This window comes from Pseudomonas sp. P7548, assembly GCF_013386585.1.
Classification (GTDB): Bacteria; Pseudomonadota; Gammaproteobacteria; order Pseudomonadales; family Pseudomonadaceae; genus Aquipseudomonas.
Window position 1 is genome coordinate 25,392 of the sequence record NZ_JACARO010000098.1, and the last position, 21,868, is coordinate 47,259.

18 protein-coding genes are annotated in these 21,868 nt (G+C 61.4%); 9 read left to right on the forward strand and 9 right to left on the reverse strand.

Annotated elements, in window-relative coordinates; all coding sequences use genetic code 11:
- The 5 genes from pcaF to pcaR all read right to left on the reverse strand — a co-directional run bounded on the left by pcaF (window position 1) and on the right by pcaR (window position 5,438).
- The gene (pcaF, locus tag HX803_RS29705) at window positions 1–1,206 is read right to left on the reverse strand and encodes a 3-oxoadipyl-CoA thiolase (RefSeq protein WP_178925705.1); all 1,206 of its coding nucleotides are present in this window, start codon (window positions 1,204–1,206) and stop codon (window positions 1–3) included.
- A complete protein-coding gene (locus tag HX803_RS29710; RefSeq protein WP_178925692.1) occupies window positions 1,203–1,982 on the reverse strand; it encodes a CoA-transferase subunit beta in 780 nt (259 codons plus the stop codon). Before HX803_RS29710 ends, pcaF begins: the two co-directional genes overlap by 4 nt.
- Window positions 1,982–2,839: a CoA transferase subunit A gene (locus HX803_RS29715; RefSeq protein WP_178925693.1), complete on the reverse strand. Its 858-nt coding sequence runs from the start codon at window positions 2,837–2,839 to the stop codon at window positions 1,982–1,984. Before HX803_RS29715 ends, HX803_RS29710 begins: the two co-directional genes overlap by 1 nt.
- A 270-nt stretch (window positions 2,840–3,109) precedes the next feature.
- Window positions 3,110–4,450, reverse strand: a complete 1,341-nt coding sequence (locus tag HX803_RS29720; protein WP_178925694.1) for an MFS transporter — start codon at window positions 4,448–4,450, stop codon at window positions 3,110–3,112.
- A gap of 145 nt (window positions 4,451–4,595) precedes the next feature.
- On the reverse strand, window positions 4,596–5,438 hold the full coding sequence (pcaR, locus tag HX803_RS29725; protein ID WP_178925695.1) for a pca regulon transcriptional regulator PcaR: 843 nt from the start codon (window positions 5,436–5,438) through the stop codon (window positions 4,596–4,598).
- A 570-nt stretch (window positions 5,439–6,008) separates the two neighbouring features.
- On the opposite strand from pcaR, the gene HX803_RS29730 reads away from it, so the two are divergent.
- Both HX803_RS29730 and HX803_RS29735 read left to right on the forward strand, forming a co-directional pair.
- Window positions 6,009–6,209: a hypothetical protein gene (locus tag HX803_RS29730; protein ID WP_003172389.1), complete on the forward strand. Its 201-nt coding sequence runs from the start codon at window positions 6,009–6,011 to the stop codon at window positions 6,207–6,209.
- 331 nt (window positions 6,210–6,540) lie between these two features.
- The gene (locus tag HX803_RS29735) at window positions 6,541–8,016 is read left to right on the forward strand and encodes an inorganic phosphate transporter (protein WP_176994764.1); all 1,476 of its coding nucleotides are present in this window, start codon (window positions 6,541–6,543) and stop codon (window positions 8,014–8,016) included.
- A gap of 264 nt (window positions 8,017–8,280) precedes the next feature.
- On the opposite strand, the gene ccoM is transcribed toward HX803_RS29735, so the two are convergent.
- Together ccoM and HX803_RS29740 are read right to left on the reverse strand one after the other, a co-directional pair.
- Complete coding sequence (gene ccoM, locus HX803_RS33000) at window positions 8,281–8,397, reverse strand: cytochrome c oxidase subunit CcoM (RefSeq protein ID WP_010212341.1); 117 nt, start codon at window positions 8,395–8,397, stop codon at window positions 8,281–8,283.
- Between the two features lie 143 nt (window positions 8,398–8,540).
- Window positions 8,541–8,702 carry a hypothetical protein gene (locus tag HX803_RS29740; RefSeq protein WP_017844811.1) on the reverse strand — a complete coding sequence of 54 codons (162 nt, stop codon included), beginning with the start codon at window positions 8,700–8,702 and terminating at the stop codon, window positions 8,541–8,543.
- Between the two features lie 132 nt (window positions 8,703–8,834).
- Between HX803_RS29740 and HX803_RS29745 the strand changes: the two genes are divergently transcribed.
- The 3 genes from HX803_RS29745 to HX803_RS29755 all read left to right on the forward strand — a co-directional run bounded on the left by HX803_RS29745 (window position 8,835) and on the right by HX803_RS29755 (window position 11,446).
- Window positions 8,835–9,707: a LysR substrate-binding domain-containing protein gene (locus tag HX803_RS29745; protein ID WP_178925696.1), complete on the forward strand. Its 873-nt coding sequence runs from the start codon at window positions 8,835–8,837 to the stop codon at window positions 9,705–9,707.
- Between the two features lie 90 nt (window positions 9,708–9,797).
- Window positions 9,798–10,268 carry a RidA family protein gene (locus HX803_RS29750; RefSeq protein ID WP_178925697.1) on the forward strand — a complete coding sequence of 157 codons (471 nt, stop codon included), beginning with the start codon at window positions 9,798–9,800 and terminating at the stop codon, window positions 10,266–10,268.
- On the forward strand, window positions 10,265–11,446 hold the full coding sequence (locus tag HX803_RS29755) for an aminotransferase class V-fold PLP-dependent enzyme (RefSeq protein WP_178925698.1): 1,182 nt from the start codon (window positions 10,265–10,267) through the stop codon (window positions 11,444–11,446). Before HX803_RS29750 ends, HX803_RS29755 begins: the two co-directional genes overlap by 4 nt.
- On the opposite strand, the gene HX803_RS29760 is transcribed toward HX803_RS29755, so the two are convergent.
- A complete protein-coding gene (locus tag HX803_RS29760) occupies window positions 11,443–11,784 on the reverse strand; it encodes an aspartate-semialdehyde dehydrogenase (protein WP_176994760.1) in 342 nt (113 codons plus the stop codon). The two genes, HX803_RS29755 and HX803_RS29760, sit on opposite strands and share 4 nt — an antisense overlap.
- Window positions 11,785–12,003: 219 nt before the next feature.
- Here HX803_RS29760 and rapA point away from each other — a divergent pair, with 219 nt between their 5' ends.
- Window positions 12,004–14,850, forward strand: coding sequence for an RNA polymerase-associated protein RapA (gene rapA, locus HX803_RS29765; RefSeq protein ID WP_178925699.1), 2,847 nt, complete (start codon window positions 12,004–12,006; stop codon window positions 14,848–14,850).
- A gap of 157 nt (window positions 14,851–15,007) precedes the next feature.
- On the opposite strand, the gene HX803_RS29770 is transcribed toward rapA, so the two are convergent.
- Window positions 15,008–16,354 carry an MFS transporter gene (locus tag HX803_RS29770; RefSeq protein ID WP_178925700.1) on the reverse strand — a complete coding sequence of 449 codons (1,347 nt, stop codon included), beginning with the start codon at window positions 16,352–16,354 and terminating at the stop codon, window positions 15,008–15,010.
- A gap of 251 nt (window positions 16,355–16,605) precedes the next feature.
- Between HX803_RS29770 and HX803_RS29775 the strand changes: the two genes are divergently transcribed.
- From HX803_RS29775 to HX803_RS29785, 3 genes are all read left to right on the forward strand, one after another.
- Window positions 16,606–16,971, forward strand: coding sequence for a YkgJ family cysteine cluster protein (locus HX803_RS29775; protein WP_178925701.1), 366 nt, complete (start codon window positions 16,606–16,608; stop codon window positions 16,969–16,971).
- Window positions 16,972–17,112: 141 nt separating this feature from the next.
- Window positions 17,113–19,377, forward strand: coding sequence for a bifunctional diguanylate cyclase/phosphodiesterase (locus HX803_RS29780; RefSeq protein ID WP_178925702.1), 2,265 nt, complete (start codon window positions 17,113–17,115; stop codon window positions 19,375–19,377).
- Between the two features lie 205 nt (window positions 19,378–19,582).
- Complete coding sequence (locus tag HX803_RS29785) at window positions 19,583–21,760, forward strand: hypothetical protein (protein ID WP_178925703.1); 2,178 nt, start codon at window positions 19,583–19,585, stop codon at window positions 21,758–21,760.
- Window positions 21,761–21,868: the final 108 nt, after the last annotated feature.

Genomic DNA, 21,868 nt, shown 5'->3' on the forward strand with positions numbered 1-21,868 from the left:
TTAGACGCGTTCAATCGCCAGCGCCAGGCCTTGGCCGACGCCCACACACATGGTTGCCAGGCCTTTGCTGCCGCCGGTTTTTTCCAGCTGATGCAGGGCTGTCAGTACCAACCGCGCGCCGCTCATGCCCAGCGGGTGACCGAGGGCAATGGCGCCGCCATTCGGGTTGACCTGCGGCGCGTCGTCGGCAATGCCCAGCTCGCGCAACACCGCCAGGCCTTGGCTGGCGAAGGCTTCGTTGAGTTCGATCACGTCAAAATCGGTGACCGCCAAACCCAGGCGCTCCACCAGCTTGCGCACCGCAGGCACCGGGCCGATGCCCATCACCCGTGGCGCCACGCCAGCGCTGGCCATGCCCAGTACCCGGGCGCGGGCGGTCAGGCCATGTTTCTTGACGGCTTCGGCGGAGGCCAGAATCAGCGCCGCCGCGCCGTCGTTCACTCCCGAGGCATTGCCGGCGGTCACGGTTTTGTCCGGGCCGTTGACGGGCTTGAGTTTGGCCAGGGCTTCCAGGGTGGTGTCGGCGCGGGGATGCTCATCCTGCTCCACCACGGTCTCGCCTTTTTTATGGGCGATGCGTACCGGTACGATTTCCTCGGCGAAGAAACCGGCAGCCTGGGCGGCAGCGGTGCGTTGCTGGCTGCGCAAGGCAAACGCGTCCTGGTCGGCACGGGACACGCTGTAGTCATCGGCAACGTTATCGGCGGTCTGCGGCATCGCATCCACACCGTATTGGGCCTTCATCAGCGGGTTGATAAAACGCCAGCCGATGGTGGTGTCTTCCAGCTTCATATTGCGCGAGAACGCCGCGTCGGCCTTGCCCATCACGAACGGGGCGCGGGACATCGACTCGACGCCACCGGCAATCGCCAGTTCCATTTCGCCGCTGGCAATGGCGCGGAAAGCGGTGCCAATGGCGTCCATCCCCGAGGCGCACAAACGGTTGAGCGTCACGCCGGGAATGCTCTCCGGCAAGCCCGCCAGCAACAGCGCCATGCGCGCCACGTTGCGGTTGTCTTCGCCGGCCTGGTTGGCGCAGCCGAGGAATACTTCATCGACCGCGCTCCAGTCCACCGACGGATTGCGCTCGATCAGTGCCTTGATCGGCAGCGCTGCCAGGTCATCGGCGCGCACGGTGGACAGGCCACCGCCAAAACGGCCGATGGGGGTACGAATGGCATCACAGATAAATACGTCGCGCATCAGGCTTCTCCCGGCGCTTGGCCATGGGCGGCGGCGGTGCGGGCTTCGAGGTCACGCAAGGCCGTCAATTCGATTTCGGTGGGTTCGTCGGTAGTGCTCACTTGCGGGGCAAACCGGATCGGCCAGCCCGTAGCGGCAACCACTTGCTCGCGGGTCACGCCAGGGTGCAAGGCGGTGACGACAAATTCATGGGTGCCGGCTTCGGGTTCCATGATGCACAGGTCGGTAATGATTCCCACGGGCCCAGCGCCCGGCAGGCCCAGGCGCTTGCGCGAATCGCCGCCCTCGCCGTGGCCCACGGAGGTGATGAAGTCCAGCTTGTCGACAAACGAACGGGCCGACTGCTTGAGGATGATCAACACGCTCTTGGCCGAACCGGCGATCTCCGGCGCGCCACCGGCACCCGGCAGGCGCACTTTGGGCTGGTGATAGTCACCGACCACGGTGGTGTTGATATTGCCGAAGCGGTCGACCTGGGCCGCGCCGAGGAAGCCCACATCAATGCGCCCGCCTTGCAGCCAGTAGCGGAAGATCTCGCCGGTCGGCACCACGGTGTCGGCGGTTTCTGCCAGTTCGCCGTCACCGATGGACAGCGGCAGTACCGAAGGTTTGGCGCCAATCGGGCCGGACTCGTAGATCAGCACCACGTCCGGCGACGAGGTCAGGCGCGCCAGGTTGGCCGCCTTCGACGGCAGGCCAATGCCGACAAAGCAGACAGAGCCATTCTTGAGGCGGCGCGCGGCGGCGACGGTCATCATTTCATTGGTGGAGTAAGCCATTACTTGGCCTCCTGCGCGGTGGCCAGCTTGGCCTGGAATTCGGTGAAGTCGGCAGTGCCGTGGATGTATTCGTCGATCCAGGCGGTAAAGGTCCCACGGTCGCGGGCAATCGGATCCCACGCCTGGTAGAAGCGGTTATCACGCTCGTTGTAGCCATGGGCGTAGGACGGATGCGCGCCACCGGGTACATGGCACACCGCTGTCAGGGCCCAGGTCGGCAGCACGCAGCTGTTCATGGGGGCGTTGAGGTCATCGACGATTTCCTCGACGGTGACGATGCAACGCTTGGCCGCCAGGGCCGCTTCTTTCTGCACACCCAGGATGCCCCAGAGCAGCACGTTGCCCTTGCGGTCGGCCTTTTGCGCATGGATCACGGTGACATCCGGACGGACCGACGGCACCGCCGCCAGCACTTCGCCGGTGAAGGGGCAGGTCACGGTCTTGATCAGCGGGTTGACCTTGGGTAGGTCGGAACCGGCGTAGGCACGCAGCACCGCGAAGGGCAGGCCGGATGCCCCGGCGACGTAGGCGTTGGCCAGGTCGGCATGGCTGTGTTCTTCAATCTCCAACGGCTGCGGCCATTGTTTCTCGACCGCATCCCGCAGGCGATGCAAGGAACCCACACCTGGGTTACCGCCCCAGGAGAAAATCAGCTTTTTTGCGCAACCGGCACCGATCAGTTGGTCGTAGATCAAGTCAGGCGTCATACGTACCAGTGTCAGGTCTTTCTTGCCCTGACGAATGATTTCATGACCCGCTGCCGTAGGGATCAGGTGGGTGAAGCCTTCCAGTGCGACGGTATCGCCGTCGTTCACGAATCGCTTCACCGCGTCGCGCAGCGCAAGAATTTCAGCCATGGGGTTCGGGCTCCCGGTGTGGATCGAAAAAGGCGCTGAGGTGGCGCCGGAGTGCTTGAAGATTAAGCCGGGGAAATGGCCCAAACAATCCGATAATCGACGCAGTGTTCGATTATCGAACGGATTGTTGTCTTGCTAACCTTTTGTGCTGACTCGGTCAATGTGGGAGCGGGCTTGCTCGCGAATGCGCAATGTCAGTCGCCATATGTGTTGGCTGATACACAGCTTTCGCGAGCAAGCCCGCCCCCACTTTTTTTACCGCGTCAGGCCTCAGGTAGCGTCGGCGTGGCTGACCATGCCCTTGATCACGACGGCGGTGGTGGCCAGTGCGGCGGGGATGACGAGCGCGGTGAGCACCTGCTCGAAGTTCCAGCCCAGGCCCAGCAAAGTGGCGCCCATCCAGGCACCAAGAATGGCGCCAAAGCGACCAATGCCGAGCATCCACGACACACCGGTGGCCCGCCCCTGGGTCGGGTAGAAACGTGCTGCCAGTGACGGCATCGCCGATTGCGCGCCGTTCACACACATCCCCGCGATCAACACCAGGGTCGCCAGCAGCGTGATGTTGCCCAGGCTCTGCCCTACTGCGTAGGCAAACAGCCCCGCCAGCAAGTAGAAAGTGCCAATGACCTTGTGGGGGTTGAACCGGTCCATCGCCCAGCCCACGCCCACGGCGCTGAGGACCCCGCCAAACTGGAACAGCGCGCCGATGAAGGCGGCCTGCTCCAGGCTGGCGCCGCTGTCGCGCATCAGGGTCGGCAGCCAACTGGTCAGCAGGTAAACAATCACCAGCCCCATGAAGTAGGTAAGCCACAACAACAAGGTGCCGGCGCTGTAGGTGCCGGAAAAAATCACCGCGAAGACGTTGCGTGCCTTCACGCTCTTCTGTTCGGGGACACTGAAGCGGGTGGCCTGCGCAACCACATTGGGCTCGATGGGCGACAGGGTCTTGCGCACCTTGTCAGTGCCACGGTTGCGCACCACCAGGTAGCGCGCCGACTCCGGCAGCCACAGCATCAGGACCACCACCAGGATCAACGGCAAGATGCCGCCGATCATCAACAACGCGTGCCAGCCGAACGCCGGGATCAGCTTGGCCGAGATAAACCCGCCACCGGCCATGCCCAGGTTGAAGCCGCAGAACATGCTGGTCACCAACAGCGACTTGTGGCGTTCAGGCGTGTATTCGGAGAGCAGCGTGGTGGCGTTCGGCATGCCAGCCCCCAGGCCCAGCCCGGTGAGGAAGCGCAGCACCAGCAACTGGTCAACGTTGCTGCTGTAGGCCGAGGCCAGGCTGAACGCACCGAATACCAACACCGCGCCCACCAATACTACTTTGCGCCCGAAGCGATCGGCCAACGGGCCGGAGCCCAGTGCGCCGAACACCATGCCGATCAGCGCAGCGCTCATCACCGGGCCAAGGCTGGCGCGGTCGATGCCCCAGTCCTGGGACAGGGCGGGCGCGATAAAACCCATGGCGGCGGTGTCGAGGCCGTCGAGGAAGACGATCAGGAAACACAGGATGACCACGCGCCACTGATAGCGCGACAGCGGCTGGGCGTTGATAAAGGACTGTACGTCCAGGTTGGTACCGACAGAAGGCTGATTCATTATTCTTATTTCCACACCGATGGGCGGGCTAACGACCTGGGGTCGTCATTATTATTGGGCGGCGCACAGAGCGCTGCCGCACCTTAATAAGCCTGGGGAAACACCGTCAATTCATCGAACCGGGATCTGTGCGGTCACCGCACACTTAGGCAAATAACTGCGCACTCAGCTCACGGCTGGCACTGAGCATGTTCGGCAAAAAGCGCTGTTCAAGCTCGCTGCGGCTGACCCGTGCGGCGTGGGTACTGACGTTCAGCGCGGCCAGCACCTGGCCGGATGCGTCATACACCGGCACGGCGATGGAGCGCAGGCCCTGCTCCAACTCCTGGTCGACAATGCACCAGCCCTGCTGACGCACCTGTTGCAGGCATTCGAGCAAGGCGTCAGGCGTGGTGAGAGTGCGGCTGGTCTTGGTTTGCAGGTCGGCGTGGTCAAGGTAGTCACGCAGCGACGCGTCATCCAGCGCCGCCAGCAGGATGCGGCCCATGGACGTGCAATACGCCGGCAGCCGCCCGCCCACCGACAGGTCCACGGAAATCAGGCGCTGGGTCGTCGCCGAACGGGCGATGTAGAGGATGTCATCGCCTTCCAGGGTCGCCATGTTGCAGGCTTCGTGGAGCTGCTCGCTCATGCGGTCCAAGTAGGGTTGGGCCGACACCGCCAGTGGCGTGGAAGATAAATAGGCATGGCCCAGGGTCAGCACCTTGGGCAACAGTGAGTAGGTACGCCCGTCGGTGGTGGCGTAACCGAGCTTGATCAAGGTGTGCAGGCAACGGCGCACGGCGGCGCGCGGGATTTCCGTGCGATGGCTGATCTGGGCAATGGTCAGGTGGCGCTTGCGCTCCTGGAAGGCCTGCACCACCGCCAGGCCACGGGCCAGGGACGTCATGAAATCCGGATCACCGGTGAACGCCTGGATGCGCTTGGCCGGCGAGGCCACGATCGGCGGCGCCACTGACGCGAAGGAGTTGCGCAATTGATCGTTCATTTCAAGGGTCCTTTCTCTTGTTTTCAACCGCAGGGAGGGTTGGCCGCTATTACAAGCCGCGCCGCTTGGGATGCACAAGGCGGGGCCGGCAACATTGGGCGATTATCGGACGATCATTCGATTATCGCAATTTGGCCGCCCCGCGCCGGCGACGGGCAGATTGAACAAGTTCGGGCGTTACCCAATAACGCGATAAAAAGAGCGCATACCGGGGCAGTTAGAACACGCGCGGAATTTATGGCGTCAGAATTGTGCAACTACTGGCGCAGGCATGTAACAAAAAGCTCACACAACGCTGGCACCTTTTAACTGGATGGAGATAGTGTTATTCAAACACGCCGCTATAATGCAACCTGTGCGGAGGTCGGCCCGGTGTCATTATCGGGATCGGAGCTCGCCGGACGATGCAGGCTATGTGCATCACCGACCACAAGTACCGGATTAAACGAAATCACGTTCGGCAGCCCTTTCAAACTTGAACCGCTCAATCGTTCAACTTGAAACACCCCGAGGGCGACTTTCAGGCAAGACGCTGCACGGTAATTAAACTCAACTCAATTAGGTAACACTGTGACGAAAGATGAACTGCGCGCGGAACTTGAGCGCCAGGAGCAACGTTACAAGGACGTTTACGGCGGGGAAGTCACCACCTACGCCGCCCAGCCTGAACCTGAGCGCAAGCCATGGCGCAAACGAGCCAGCCTGTTGGATCAGGCATTTGCCCAGGAAATCCAAAAGATTGAACAGGAGCTCAAAGCCGAAGAGCCATAAGCCCTTCGATTCGAGCCTCCAGGGTTTGCTGTCTCTGCCGGTCCACCGCCGGCGGAGGGCACCTGGCTTACACGTGATTATTCAATTTTCTGCTGCCTGCAGCGAAATTTCATACAAATGTTTCACGCAAGGCATTTGCCTGACAAAAACCCGCCTTTTCAGCCCCGCACGTTAGAAATCAAAGACTTGCCAAAGCCCCGAAAACCCTGGGATGCGCCCCTTTTCTGCGCGTTTTTGGGTCGAGAAATGTTACCGATGAGCAGCTAATGCATCGATTACTGAGGTTTTCTGGCATAATCGCGCCCCCTTACGACCGGGTCAGAAAACCTTCATGATCGATTTATTCAGCGGACTGGATGCTTGGGTTCTAGTGAGCCTGTTGCTCGCCCTGGCCTTTGTCCTCGCCTTCGAGTTCATCAATGGCTTTCATGACACCGCTAACGCGGTGGCCACAGTCATCTATACCAAAGCCATGCCGCCGCACCTGGCCGTGTTCTTCTCCGGGGTGTTCAACTTCCTCGGCGTGTTGCTCGGCGGTGTGGGCGTCGCCTACGCCATAGTGCACCTGCTGCCGGTGGAGTTGCTGATCAATGTGAACACCGGCCACGGTTTGGCCATGGTCTTCTCATTATTGGCAGCCGCGATCACCTGGAACCTGGGCACCTGGTACTTCGGGATCCCGGCATCCAGCTCCCACACCTTGATCGGCTCGATCCTCGGTGTCGGCCTGGCCAATGCCCTGATCAACGACATTCCCCTGGCGGACGGTGTGAACTGGCAGAAAGCGATCGACATCGGCGCTTCCCTGGTGTTCTCGCCGATGGCCGGTTTCCTGGTCGCAGCCCTGGTGCTGATCGGCCTGAAATGGTGGCGCCCGCTGTCGAAGATGCACAAGACCCCGGACCAGCGCCGCAAGCTTGACGACAAGAAACACCCGCCGTTCTGGAACCGCCTGGTGCTGGTGATTTCCGCCATGGCCGTGAGTTTCGTACATGGCTCCAACGATGGCCAGAAAGGCATCGGCCTGATCATGCTGGTGCTCATCGGTATCGTGCCGGCGCAGTTCGTGCTCGACCTGGGCAGCACCACCTACCAGATCGAACGCACCCGTGACGCCACCGTGCACCTGAGCCAGTTCTACCAGCGCAACAACGCCACCCTCGGCGAGTTCCTGGCCCTGGGCAAAAGCGTGAAGAACGACCTGCCGGGCAAGTTCCAGTGCAACCCGCAGCAGACCGAACCGACCATCAGCGCGCTGATGGAGACCCTCAAAGGTGTGTCCGACTACCACTCGCTGACCGCCGAGCACCGCATTGAAGTGCGTCGCTACCTGCTCTGCCTGGACGACACCGCGAAGAAAGTCGGCAAGCTGCCGGGCCTGGATGCGCGTGAGAAGTCCGATCTGGACAAGCTGCGCAAAGACCTGACCGCCACCACCGAGTACGCGCCGTTCTGGGTGATCCTGGCCGTTGCACTGGCCCTGGGCCTGGGCACCATGGTCGGCTGGAAGCGCGTGGTACTGACCATCGGTGAGAAGATCGGCAAGCAAGGCATGACCTACGCCCAAGGCATGTCGGCACAGATCACCACCGCCAGCATGATCGGCCTGGCCAACATCTTCAGCCTGCCGGTGTCGACCACCCACGTGCTGTCGTCCGGTGTGGCCGGCACCATGGTTGCCAACAAGAGCGGCCTGCAAGGCGGCACCGTCAAGACCATCCTGATGGCCTGGGTGTTGACCCTGCCCGCCACCGTTGGCCTGTCGGCCGGTTTGTTCTGGCTGGCGTCGAAGGCGCTGGGCAGTTGATAGTGTCCCGGCCATGAAAAAAGGTGCGATCCGCGAGGTTCGCACCTTTTTTATTTAACGACTTTTGACCCGTCGCGGTCCAACTGTGGGAGCCGGGCTTGCCCGCGATTGCGCGGGGTCAGCCAAAACATCATCGACTGACACTCCGCAATCGCGGGCAAGCCCGGCTCCCACAGTTGATCTTCGATTGTTAAATAGCAGCCAAAAAAAAGGGCGACCGAAGTCGCCCAAAATGCCTTGCGTGCTCATGTAACCTGGAAAGAACTAAGGTTTTTTCCGCTTATTCGCGTCTTTCCAGATAAAAATTCCAAACCCTACAAAAAACATCACCATGAGGCTTACTGTCAGCACTCCGGCGAATACCACATTATCGATAAACATGACCGGCCTCCCGTGCTTGCCCTGTTGCGATAGGGCTAAGTTAATGGAGAAGGCACATTGGAAAATTGACGGGGATCAATGTCGCCCGCAACGGGGCGTAAAGAAGGGCAATAACTGACCTGCATCAATAGATGCAGGGTGCTTCAACGCTTTTTCGGTTTATTCTTTGGCTTTTTCTTAACTTTGCCGAGCGGCATCGCCTGTTCAAACGCCTGGCGCACTTCATTCAGGCGCTTGTCGTTCAGGTCATGAACCCGTTTGGCTCGTTCGGCATTCAGGTCGATCAGCTTGTCGTCATCACTCATGGCTTGGCTTACGTCGTGGCGGGAATGGCTCAATAATGCGGCCTCCTCTTCTCGACGGCAAATCAGCGGGCGACAAAAGGCGGGCCATCGCACAAAATCGGCCCATCTCCCCGGCTCAAGAGGCGCATTCTGGTGGCACTGCACAAGGACCTTCCCCCGCTGCTGGCCCTGCGCGCCTTTGAAGCCGTGGCGCGGCACTTGAGCTTTATCAAGGCGGCGAACGAATTGTCAGTGACCCAGAGTGCCCTGAGCCATCAGGTGCAAAAACTGGAACAGCACTTGGGCAAAGCGCTGTTTATCCGACGCACCCGTGCGATCGACCTGACCACCGACGGCCAACACTACTACGACGAAATCCGCCCTGCCCTCGATGCCATCGCCGCCGCCACCCGCGCCCAGAAAACAGCCCCCAGCAGCACCGTGCTACGCGTCGGTTTGCTGGCCTCCTTTGCCACGCTGTGGCTGGCACCGCGCCTGGCGGGTTTTCTCAATCGCTACCCGCACATCCAGGTGGAACTGCTGCCGGCGATTCAACTGGCAGACGTCGCGGCCGCCGAGGTCGACCTGGCGATCCGCTACGGCAAGGGCGACTGGCCCGACGTGCAGGCCACACGACTGATGCCCGAAGTGATCTCCCCGGTGTGCAGCCCGGCGTTCAAGGCCAGCCACCTGCAAAACGGGCCGCTGCTGATGGCCACCTCCCATCGCCCGTTTGAATGGACGGATTGGTCCGCCCATTATCAGGTCGACCTGGAGCGCCACCCCCGCGTCATGCTGCATGACTACAACATCGTGGTCGAAGCCGCCGTGGCCGGACAAGGCATCGCCATGGGCCGCCATCGCTTGATCGAGCGCAGGCTCCAGGACGGCAGCCTGGTAGAAGCCTTCGACTGGCCGCCCTACCACAGTGAAATCGGCTACTGGCTGATCGCCCCGCAAGGCCCATCCAGCGAAGCGGCGGCCTGCTTCAGCGCGTGGTTGAAAGAAGCCTGCAACGACGCGTGAGTTATTTTGATACGTCGGGTGAGATCTATCCGTTTGTCGCCCATCGATGCAGCCAACATGCTGGAACCTCTCAACCCAGGAGGATTCACCATGAGCAACTCCATCCGCGAACGCGTGCAAGCCCTCGGCCTGACCCTGCCCACGCCCGGCCAGCCGATCGCCAACTACATCAACTATATGGTTAGCGGGAACCAACTGTTCGTTTCCGGGCAAATCCCGCTGGTGGACGGCAACCCTGCCTACGTCGGCCGCCTGGGCGAATCCCTCAGCGATGAAGAAGGCGCCCAGGCCGCAGAGTTGGCCGCATTGGGCCTGCTGGGGCAATTGAGCCACGCCTTGGGCGATGACTTGTCGCGTCTGATGCGCACCGTGCGCTTGGGCGTCTTCATCGCCAGCAGCGGCGCCTTCCAGCGTCAGAGCGTGGTCGCCAATGGCGCTTCGAACCTGGTGGTCAACGCCCTGGGCGACAAGGGCCGCCATGTGCGGACCGCCGTGGGGGTGTCCAGCCTGCCGGCCGGGGTTGCGGTGGAGGTGGACGGGATTTTCGAGTTACTGCCGTGAGCCCGCTGGAAGTCCAGCACCTGCGCGACGACACGCCCGGCTGCCAATCCGGCATCGTGCACTTCAACCACGCCGGTGCGTCCCTGCCGAGCCAGGCGACCCTCGATGCCATCATCGACCAACTTCAACGTGAAGCCCGCGATGGCCCGATGGAAGCCGGTGAACATGGCGCCGTACTGGTGGAAAAAGCCCGTCGCGCAGCCGGGCAATTGCTCAACGCGCCGGCGTCCTCGATTGCCTTCACCAGCAGCGGCTCGACCGCCTGGAGCATGGCGTTCCAGGCCTTGGGCCCGTGGCAACCGGGTGATCGCATTCTGGTGGGCCGCCATGAATGGGGCGGCAACCTGGCGAGCATGCAGGTGGCATTGCAAGCCGGCGCACAGGTGGAAGTGATCCCCTGCGATGAGACGGGCGCGGTGTGCCCACAGGCGCTGGACGCCATGATCGACGCGCGCGTAAAGCTGATCGACCTGACCTGGCTGCCGGCCAACGGCGGCCTGATCAACCCGGCCCAGGCTATCGGTGAAGTGGCCCGGCGCCACGGCATCGCCTACTTCATCGACGCCGGCCAGGCCGTCGGCCAGTTGCCGGTGGATGTACAGGCCTTGCACTGCGATGTGCTCAAGTCGGCCGGTCGCAAACACCTGCGCGGGCCACGGGGCACGGCGCTGTTGTATGTGCGGCCGGATTTTCTCCCGCGCTTGAACCCGGCCCAGCGCGATGTGCTCTCCGCGCCTTGGACCGAGGAAGGTTTCGACCTGCGCGACGACGCCCGACGCTTTGAAACCAGCGAAGCCTCCTACGCCCTGTTGGCCGGATTGGGCAATGCGTTACAGGAAGCCAATCGACTGGGGGTGGAACGGACGTGGGAAAGGGTTCTGCACATCAGTGGGCACATTCGCGAAGCGTTGCGCGAGATGCCAGGGATTTCCCTGCATGACCTGGGCACGCAGCATTCAGGGCTGATCGCCTTCAACCTGGACGGCTGGGACGCCTTTGAACTCAAGCGACGGCTGGGGCTCAAGCGCATCAACATTGGCGCCAACGGTGTGGCCTACACCCCGCTGGACATGCAGGCGCGGGGCCTTGCCAGCATTGCGCGAATTTCCGTCAGCCCACTCAACACCGAAAACGACGTTGAATTGTTGATGGCGGCGCTGCGGGAGCTGCGCGATTAAATCTCGATGTCCACCCACAGGCCCTGGCGCGGCGCATCTTCAATCAGCGGCACCACCGGCACGGTGTTGTCGGCGTTAAGCACATCGCCGGGGATTGCCAGGTGCGCCTCGGGGTCTTCGTCGGCTTCACGCCGGCGCTTCTGCTGCTCCTGCTGGCGGCGTTGTTCTTCGCGCAGCAGAAAGGTCGACTGCTCGGCATCGCCCTTTTTCAGGTCGATCGTGCTTTCGTTGGAGCCCGCCTGGACTGGCACCACGGGCGGGATATCCGGCTTCTGGCGCACCGGATCGAGTTGTGACGTGACCGGCACAACGCTGACGGGCAGCATGGGTGGCAGCATAAGGTTTGTTCTCCTGATCAACAGGCTGTCGGCGGGTTGCAGGGCGACTTGAGCATAGGCTCGCCAAGCTGTGACTCAGTCGACACTTGCAAGTGCCCGCCACCCGTCGATTCGACTCCCGGTTGCCCATTCAAACGGAGTAGTTTTTGCCAGAGTCCTTTGGATGAGGGCCTTGTTCCGTTAAGATAGTCGGCTTTTTCACGGCGGGAGTCAGGCAGCATGGCGCAGCAGTATCAACCGGGGCAACGCTGGATTAGTGACAGCGAAGCAGAGCTGGGGTTAGGCACCGTTCTGGCACAGGACGGCCGCTTGTTGACCGTGCTCTATCCGGCCACTGGCGACACGCGCCAGTACGCGCTACGGAATGCGCCCCTCACCCGCGTGCGGTTCTCGCCGGGTGACACCATTACCCATTTCGAAGGCTGGAAAATGACCGTCCAGGAAGTCGACGACGTCGACGGCCTGCTGGTGTACCACGGCCTCAATGGGCAGAACGAGCAGGTCACCCTGCCGGAAACCCAACTCTCCAACTTCATCCAGTTCCGCTTGGCCAGCGACCGCCTGTTCGCCGGGCAGATCGACCCGCTGGCCTGGTTCTCCCTGCGCTACCACACCCTGGAACACACCAGCCGCCAATTGCAGTCCTCGCTGTGGGGCCTGGGTGGCGTGCGTGCACAACCCATTGCTCACCAACTGCACATTGCCCGTGAAGTCGCCGACCGTATCGCGCCACGGGTATTGCTGGCTGACGAAGTAGGCCTGGGCAAGACCATCGAAGCCGGTCTGGTGATCCACCGCCAACTGCTGTCGGGCCGCGCCAACCGCGTGCTGATCCTGGTGCCGGAAAACCTGCAGCACCAGTGGCTGGTGGAAATGCGCCGCCGCTTCAACCTGCAAGTGGCCCTGTTCGACGAAGAACGCTTCATCGAAAGCGATGCCACCAACCCGTTCGAAGACACCCAGCTCGCCCTCGTGGCCCTGGAGTGGCTGGTGGACGACGAGAAAGCCCAGGATGCGCTGTTCGCCGCCGGCTGGGACCTGCTGGTGGTCGACGAAGCCCACCACCTGGTGTGGCATGAAGACAAGGTCAGCCCGGAATACGCGCTGGTCGAGCAACTGGCCGAAGTGATTCCCGGCGTCCTGTTGCTCACCGCCACCCCGGAACAACTGGGCCAGGACAGCCACTTTGCGCGCCTGCGCCTGCTGGACCCGAACCGTTTCCATGACCTGGCCGCCTTCCGCGCCGAGAGCGAGAACTATCGCCCGGTGGCCGAAGCCGTGCAGGAGCTGCTGGACAAGGGCCGCCTGTCGCCGGCCGCCCACAAGACCATTCAGGGTTTCCTCGGTGACGAAGGCGAAGCCCTGCTCACCGCCGTCAACGATGGCGACACCGAAGCCAGTGCACGCCTGGTGCGCGAGCTGCTCGACCGCCACGGCACCGGCCGCGTGCTGTTCCGCAACACCCGCGCCGCGGTGCAAGGCTTCCCGGAGCGCAAGCTGCACGCCTACCCGCTGCCGAACCCGGACGAATACCTGGAACTGCCGCTGGGCGAACACGCCGAGCTGTACCCAGAAGTCAGCTTCCAGTCCCAGCCGGACATCGAAGAAGAAAACCGCTGGTGGCGCTTCGACCCGCGTGTCGAGTGGCTGATCGATCAGCTGAAGATGCTCAAGCGCACCAAGGTCCTGGTGATCTGCGCCCACGCCGAAACCGCCATGGACCTGGAAGACGCCCTGCGCGTGCGCTCTGGCATCCCGGCCACGGTGTTCCACGAGGGCATGAACATCCTTGAGCGTGACCGCGCCGCCGCCTACTTCGCAGACGAAGAATTCGGCGCCCAGGTGCTGATCTGCTCCGAGATCGGCAGTGAAGGTCGCAACTTCCAGTTCTCCCACCACCTGGTGCTGTTCGACCTGCCGTCCCACCCCGACCTGCTGGAACAGCGGATCGGCCGTCTGGACCGGATCGGCCAGAAACACGTGATCGAACTGCACGTGCCGTACCTGGAAACCAGCCCGCAAGAGCGTCTGTTCCAGTGGTACAACGAGGCACTCAACGCCTTCCTCAACACCTGCCCGACCGGCAACGCCCTGCAGCATCAGTTCGGCCCACGCCTGCTGCCGCTGCTGGAAAATGCCGACGATGGCGAGTGGCAAGCCCTGATCGACGAAGCCCGTGCCGAGCGCGAGCGCCTGGAAGAAGAGCTGCACACCGGCCGCGACCGCCTGCTGGAGCTCAACTCCGGTGGTGCCGGTGAAGGCGATGCGCTGGTGGAAGACATCCTTGAGCAAGACGACCAGTTCGCCCTGCCGATCTACATGGAAACCCTGTTCGACGCCTTTGGCATCGACAGCGAAGACCATTCGGAAAACGCGCTGATCCTCAAGCCGAGCGAAAAAATGCTCGACGCCAGCTTCCCCCTGGGCGACGACGAAGGTGTGACCATCACCTACGACCGCAACCAGGCGCTGTCGCGCGAAGACATGCAGTTCATCACCTGGGAACACCCAATGGTGCAGGGCGGCATGGACCTGGTGCTGTCCGGCTCCATGGGCAACACCGCCGTGGCGCTGATCAAGAACAAGGCGCTCAAGCCGGGCACCGTGTTGCTGGAACTGCTCTACGTCAGCGAAGTGGTTGCCCCACGTTCGCTGCAGTTGGGCCGCTACCTGCCACCGGCTGCGCTGCGTTGCCTGCTGGATACCAATGGCAACGACCTGTCGAGCCGTGTGTCCTTCGTGACCCTCAACGACCAGCTCGAAAGCGTGCCACGGGCCAGCGCCAACAAGTTCATCCAGGCCCAGCGCGATCAGCTGACGCCACGGATCAACGCCGGTGAGGACAAGGTCACCCCGCAACACGCCGAGCGCGTGGCCGAGGCCAAACGTCGCCTGGCCGCAGACACCGACGAAGAGCTGGCGCGCCTGACCGCGTTGCAAGCGGTCAACCCGACCGTGCGTGACAGTGAGCTGGTGGCGTTGCGTAATCAGCGTGAGCAAGGTTTGGCGATGCTGGATAAGGCGGCGTTGCGATTGGAAGCGATTCGAGTGCTGGTCGCGGGTTGATCACTGCACTGCCCTGCTAAAAACAAGGCCCGCGCAATGCGGGCCTTTTTTTATTGGCCTTCAGGGCCTCATCGCAGGCAAGCCAGCTCCCACATTTTGAATCGCGAACACATTCAACTGTGGGAGCTGGCTTGCCTGCGATGGCGTCATCTCGGTCTCAAGCCGGAACCCCCTCAGCCGGCACCTCCACAGCCCCCAACCCTTCCTTCATCTTCTTGGCATCGCGTACAAAACTGCGCGACGCCTGGAACAGAAACAGCATGGTCAAGAACAGCGCCACCGGAATCAGGTACATGGCGTCATGCAACCCCACCGCTTTATAGGCCTCGGTCATCTGCTCCGCCCCCGCCGCATACATCGCCGATTGGGCAAAATGATCGGACAAGCCGCCGACGACAATCGGCCCCATGCCACCGCCCAACAGGTACAAGCCAGCAAAGAACAGCGCCATCGCCGTCGCCCGCAGGCGCGGTTCCACCACGTCCTGGATCGCCGTGTACACGCAGGTGTAGAAGTTATAAGCAAACAGCCAGCCCACACTGAACAACGCCACGAACACACCGATCTCGATGCGCCCGGCGTGCAACGCCCAGGCAGTGGTGACGGTGGAGATGATCAGGCTGAATGCGGCAAACAACAGTCGTCCATTGGCGACGCGCTGGTGGATCTTGTCGGCTATCCAACCGCCCAGGGTCAGGCCCACCAGGCCGGTGATGCCGACGATGACACCGGTGGCCACCGCCGCGTCCTGCAACGGCAGCAGGAAATAACGTTGCAGCATCGGCACCAGGAACGAGTTGCACGCATAGGTGGCGAAGTTGAAGCACAACCCGGCCAGCACCAGCCAGAGGAACGTCGGCACCGCGAGCACGCGGCGGATCGGGCGGTCGACGCGCTCTTGGGAAACTTGCACGGTTTCGGCCGCGCCACGCTTGGGCTCCTTGATGTAGAACATGAACACCGCGAGGATCAGCCCCGGTACCGCCGCGATAAAGAACGGCGCTCGCCAGCTGTCGAACGCCTTGACCATCGCGCCGATGGTGAAGAATGCCAGCAGCAGGCCCAGGGGCAGGCCGAGCATGAAAATTCCCATGGCCCGGGCGCGACGATGGGCCGGGAACAGATCGCCAATCAGCGAATTGGCGGCCGGCGCGTAGCTGGCCTCGCCAATGCCGATGCCCATGCGCACCAGCAGGAACGTCCAGAAACTGCCGACCATGCCATTGACCGCCGTCAGCCCGCTCCAGGCGAACAGGCCCCAGCCCATCAGCTTGCTGCGCGAGCCGGTGTCGGCCAGGCGCCCGAGGGGCAGGCCGGCAATGGCGTAGACGATGGTGAAAGCGGTGCCGATGATGCCGAGCTGGAAGTCGCTCAGGTGCCATTCCATGCGGATGGGTTCGATGATGATCGCCGGGATGGTGCGATCGAAGAAGTTGAACAGGTTGGCGAGGAACAGCAGGAACAGAATGCGCCAGGCATTCGCCGCTTGGGTCGAGTTCTGCATGGGTCCGTCTCTTTTATTGTTATGAGAGCTGCGATGCCCGATGCATCCTGCCCGGTACCTGCAACATAGTCAGGCGGGCTCCGGTTGTCTGTAATGATTCGTAAAGCTGATAGGGCATGATTTCACCCGGCAGCGCGGGACTTCGCCTACAAAAATATAAGTTCCTGCCCCCCTTCCCAACGGCCATGGCCCGGATAGAATGGCGAGCCTTCCGTATCCCCCCAATCCTACTTTTCTTATCGATGACGCCCATGTCCGAAGCCAGTCCGTGTCTGAATTGCGGTGCCTGCTGTTCACACTTTCGTGTGTCTTTCTTCTGGGGTGAGTGCGCCTCATCGGGGGGCACGGTGCCCGATGACTTGGTGGTGCAGATCAACCCCACCCGTGTGGCAATGATCGGCACCGACCAGAAGCCCGCCCGCTGCTGCAGCCTTGAAGGAGAAGTGGGCAAAAGCACCCGTTGCTCGATATACGAGCTGCGCTCGAGCCCTTGCCGCGAATTCGATGCGTCCTGGAGCCAAGGCGAGCAGAACGTCGACTGCGATGCAGCCCGCGCCGCCTTTGGCCTGGCGCCCCTGGAAGCGCCATTCGAGATCGAGCTGCCCATCAGCGCTTAGCATCAAACGCTATGGTCAGCATGCCAAAATCGTTGAGAGCAAAGTGCCATTATCCATGGCAAACCCCGTGAGGCTTCTATACTCGAAGGCGTAGGTCATCGCCGTAGGCAATGACGTAATGACGCTATGACGGGACATGCTATGGAATGGCTTGGTCTGCATTTTTTTACCGACCTTCCAGACAACGGGCACTTATTACTCAATTGCAGTCATAACCCCTTTCTGGTGCTACTGGCCTATCTGGTCGCGTGTGCGGCCGGGTTCGGCACGCTGGACATGGCCGAACGAGTCGGCCATGTGGAAGACCCCACCGCCCGCCGCCATTGGCGCTGGCTGGGTGCGGGGTGCCTCGCCGGGGGGATCTGGTCGACTCACTTCATCAGCATGCTGGCCTTCCAGGCGCCGATCGCCATTCATTACGAATTGCTCATGACGTTCGCCTCGCTGCTGATCGCCCTGATCGCATCGCTGTTTGCCATGCAAACCCTCAGTCACGCCCAGCTCAAGTTCCATCAGTACCTGCTGGCCTCGGTGTGGATGGGGCTTGGTATCGCCTTGATGCATTACGTCGGCATGTCGGCGATGCGCTCCCAGGCCCAGGTGTATTTCGAGTCGGGACTGTTCATGGCCTCGGTCGGCATTGCGATTGGCGCAAGCCTGGCGGCGTTGCTGCTGTCCAGCTACCTGCGCAACGGCTCTGGTGTGTTTCACCAGTTGCTCAAATACGCCGCCAGCCTGGTGCTGGGCGCAGGCATCCTGAGCATGCACTTCACCGGCATGGCCGCCATGCAAATGCTGGTGCCCAATGGCGCCGACCTGTCGTTGCCGGTGGACAACAACCCCATTCAACTCGGCCTGTCGGTGGCGGTGATCACCTTGCTGGTGATCGGCAGCAGCGTCAGTGCCGCCCTGGCGGACAAGAAGCTGCAGCACAAGGAGCGCGACCTGCGCCGGGTGAACGCCCTGCTCAGTGAACTCGATCAGGCGCGGGCCTCGCTGCAGCAGGTGGCGCACTTCGATGCGCTGACCAGCCTGCTCAACCGTCGCGGTTTCAATCAGATCTTCGCGGAAAAACTCGCCGAAAAAACCGCCTCACACGGCATGATGGCGGTCATCTTCCTCGATATAGACCACTTCAAGCGCATCAACGACAGCCTTGGCCACGACGCCGGTGACCAACTGCTCACCGTGCTGGCCGGGCATATCAAGGGCTCAGTGCGCAGCCATGAAGACGTGGTCGCGCGCTTTGGCGGGGATGAGTTCTGCATTCTGATCAGCATCCACCATCGCGATGAAGCGCGGCACCTGGCCCAGCGCATCATGCAAAGGATGAAAGACCCCATCGAACTGGCGGGACGGCGCATGGTGATGACCACCAGCATCGGCATCAGCCTGTTCCCCGATGACGGCCTGACCTGCGAAGAGCTGCTGAAAACCGCAGACCTGGCGCTGTATCAATCCAAGGACACCGGGCGCAACAGCCTGAACTTCTTCAGCTCCAATCTGAAAACCCGCGCCTTTCTCGAACTGCAATTGGAAGAAGAGCTGCGCGCCGCCCTGCGTTCACGCAATGAGTTGGTGCTGTTCTACCAGCCAATCTTTGACATGAAACTGGGCAAGGTGACCCGCCTGGAAGCGCTGGTGCGCTGGCAGCATCCGCAACACGGCTTGCTCGCCCCGGACCGCTTCATCGGCATCGCCGAAAGCAACGGGCTGATTGCCGAACTGGATCACTGGGTGTTGCGCCAGGCCTGCCACGACTTGAGCCTGTTGTCGGATCGCGGTTACACCGAACTGACCATGGCGGTGAACTGCTCGGCCCTGAACCTGGCCCGAGACGAATTGGCCGATGAAATCGAAGACGCCCTGCGCTTCGCCGGTGTCGCCGCCAACCGCCTGGAACTGGAGGTCACCGAAAACGCGTTGATGGGCAATATCAGCAGCACCCTGGCGTTGTTGCGGCAAATTCGCTCGCTGGGCGTGTCACTGGCCATCGACGACTTCGGCACGGGTTATTCCTCCCTGGCCTACCTCAAGCGCCTGCCCCTCAATACCTTGAAGATCGACCGCTCGTTTATCCAGGACATCCCCAAGTCCACCGCCGACATCGAAATCGTCCAGGCCATTATCGGCATGGCCCATACCCTGCACCTGCAAGTCGTCACCGAAGGCGTGGAAACCCAGGCGCAATTCGATTTGCTGCTCAAACATGGTTGCGACTACATCCAAGGCTACCTGCTGAGCCCGGCCGTAGCGGCCAGCGACATCATTGGCGTGATGCAGGGCATCCAGATGCGCAACCCGCTTTACCCCTTCAGCGTGGAAGGCAACAAGGAGGCGCCATCACCCAAGGATCCCTCCCCCACACGGGCAAGCCCCGCCTCGATCGTCAGGCCAATTCGCTGACGCCTAAACTTTGGCATTTAGCCATCATTGGGCTAAAGAACGCCGACGAACGGCCGATTCATCAGAGTCCGGCCAGGATTTCCCGTGAAAAATCAGGGTTGAACCCGACTGTCCCGGACTAAGACGCACTGTAAAAGTCGCGAACTCTCATTCAGTGATGGCTCCTCGATTCTTTTCGGCCATCCGTCCAGGTACATGGCGCCCAATGACTTCCAACAATAACTCTGCCACCGTGGTCTCCGACGTGTTGCTGACAGCTCCTGCGGAAAAACCCTCAGGTTCCAAGTCATTGGGCAGCGCCCGTCCGCTGGCGACCCAGCAATACTTGTACTTCACCGAAACCAACACTGATCGCATCCTCGACAACCTCGACGGCCTGCGCGACATGGTGTTCCCGCGCCTGCCCCAGCAGGAAGGCGACGGCGACCCGCGCAATGAACAGGAATTTCCCTCGGTGTGCCTGATCGGCCTGGGCCGTTGCGGCTCCAACATCGCGTTGGACGTGGCGGAACTGGTGTACAACGCGCGCAAGTTCTACCTGAACGAATTCAGCAACGAAGACAAATCGCAAGACAAGGGCTACAGCCCGGCCCAGTGGATCCGCAACAACCTGCGCCTGGGCAGTGGCAAGGCCAGCAAACCGGTGTTCCTGGTGGAACCCCTGGTGATGCTGGGCGACCTGGACAAGGACATCGCCGGGCGTATCCGCTTCTCGCGCAAAGGCGAAAAAAGCGGCTTTTTGCGCGACTACAGCAAGATGAAAATCATGGACCTCTCGGAAGTCCATGCCGGTGGCGCCGGTAACGCGCCGATCCTCGGCCAGTACCTGGCCAAGATCATCCTCAATAAAGATACCCAGCGTTTTTCCAGCCCCGACTGGAAGATGATCCATTCGTACCTGATCGACTCCTGCGGCATCAAGGCCAACCAGTCGCGCCTGTACTTCTCGATCTTCAGTGCCGGCGGCGGTACCGGTTCGGGCATGGCCTCGGAGTTCGGCCTGGCGCAGCAGCACTCGTACATGAACAAGACGTTCGACACCAAGCCCGCCGACGAGCATGACAGCAAGAGCGGCCACGCCTTTGTGTTCGAGCCGATCTTCACCAGCGGCATCTGCGTGCTGCCGAATATTTCCGATCACCGCAGCGAAATGTCCGAGGCGCTGCATATCAACGCCGGGCGACTGCTGTGCAAATACCTGTCGGAAGAATGGGATTTCTCGTACAACTTCGCCAATGAAGACAGCAGCGAAGCCAGCGTGAAGGGGCGTATCCGGCCATGGAACGCCATGATGCTGATCTCCAACGACATCATGCGTTACGCCGAAGAGAGCGATGACGGCAATATCCAGAACATTGACGTCAATGCCATGGAAAAACACGCCAACCAGTACATCTCCCAGCAGATCTTCAACATCCTCACGGCCCAGGCCGTGACCACCGACTACGACCAGAACTATTTCCGGCGTGCCGGCATCGACATCGGCGAAACCATCCGCCTGGATGCCAACGACCTGTTCATGAGCCTGGCCGGCCCGGTCGCCATTGCCTACGCCGAATCCGTGGTACCGGAAACCCCGCCGCCGTCCAACGACAAGTTCAAGGTGTTCGATAAAGAGCCGCAGCGCCTGAACATCGACGACCTGTTCTTCCGCTCCATCGACCTGCCGCACTTCAACAAGGTCACCCAGGCCATCGAGGGCATCAGCCTGTTGCCGATCGAGTCCAAGCGTTACAAGGCCTCCCTGGAGCAATACAAGAATTCCGGTTACGACGCCGCCGCGCTGCACGACCTGCACTTCTTCAAGAACTGCTCGTCGGTGGTGTCGATCGTCTCGCTGCCCAAGGACTACAAGCTGTCCTACATGGACCTGAATCGGCTCAAGACCCACCTCAACAGCCTGTTCCCCAACACCACGCTCAAGCGCTACGCCCTGGTGATCGGCGCGTCGGCCAACCTGTCGCTGACCACGTTGATCGCCAAAAGCCCGTGCCTGTCGGATGATTTCCTGACGCTGATCGTGGCGTTCATCAAACGCTGCTTTGCACGCACCCCGTACCGCTTCGACGACACGCTGGACAACTCGATCCTGGACTTCATCATCCACGAAAACTTTGACGAAGATCGTATCGACGAATTGCTCAACGAGTTCGAAAACCCGGCGAAGATCCTCGATACCAACTGGTACGCGATCAAGCCGATGTATGAGAAGAAGTACCGCGAGCTGATCAACGACAAGGAGAAGTTCGTGTCGATCAATGACATTCGCCTGTCACGGGATTGCGTGAAGAAGTCGATCAAGTACCTGCGCGAGATCTACCGTCACCGGATTGGCAAGACCAAGGTCATTTCCTTGAATAACCATACCGGCAAGACGGCCTAGACCGAGGCGCGCCCTTCGCGAGCAAGCCCGCTCCCCCATTCGACCGCATTCCTGCAGGATGCAGACGGTCAAATGTGGGAGCGGGCTTGCTCGCGAATGCGTTAGTCC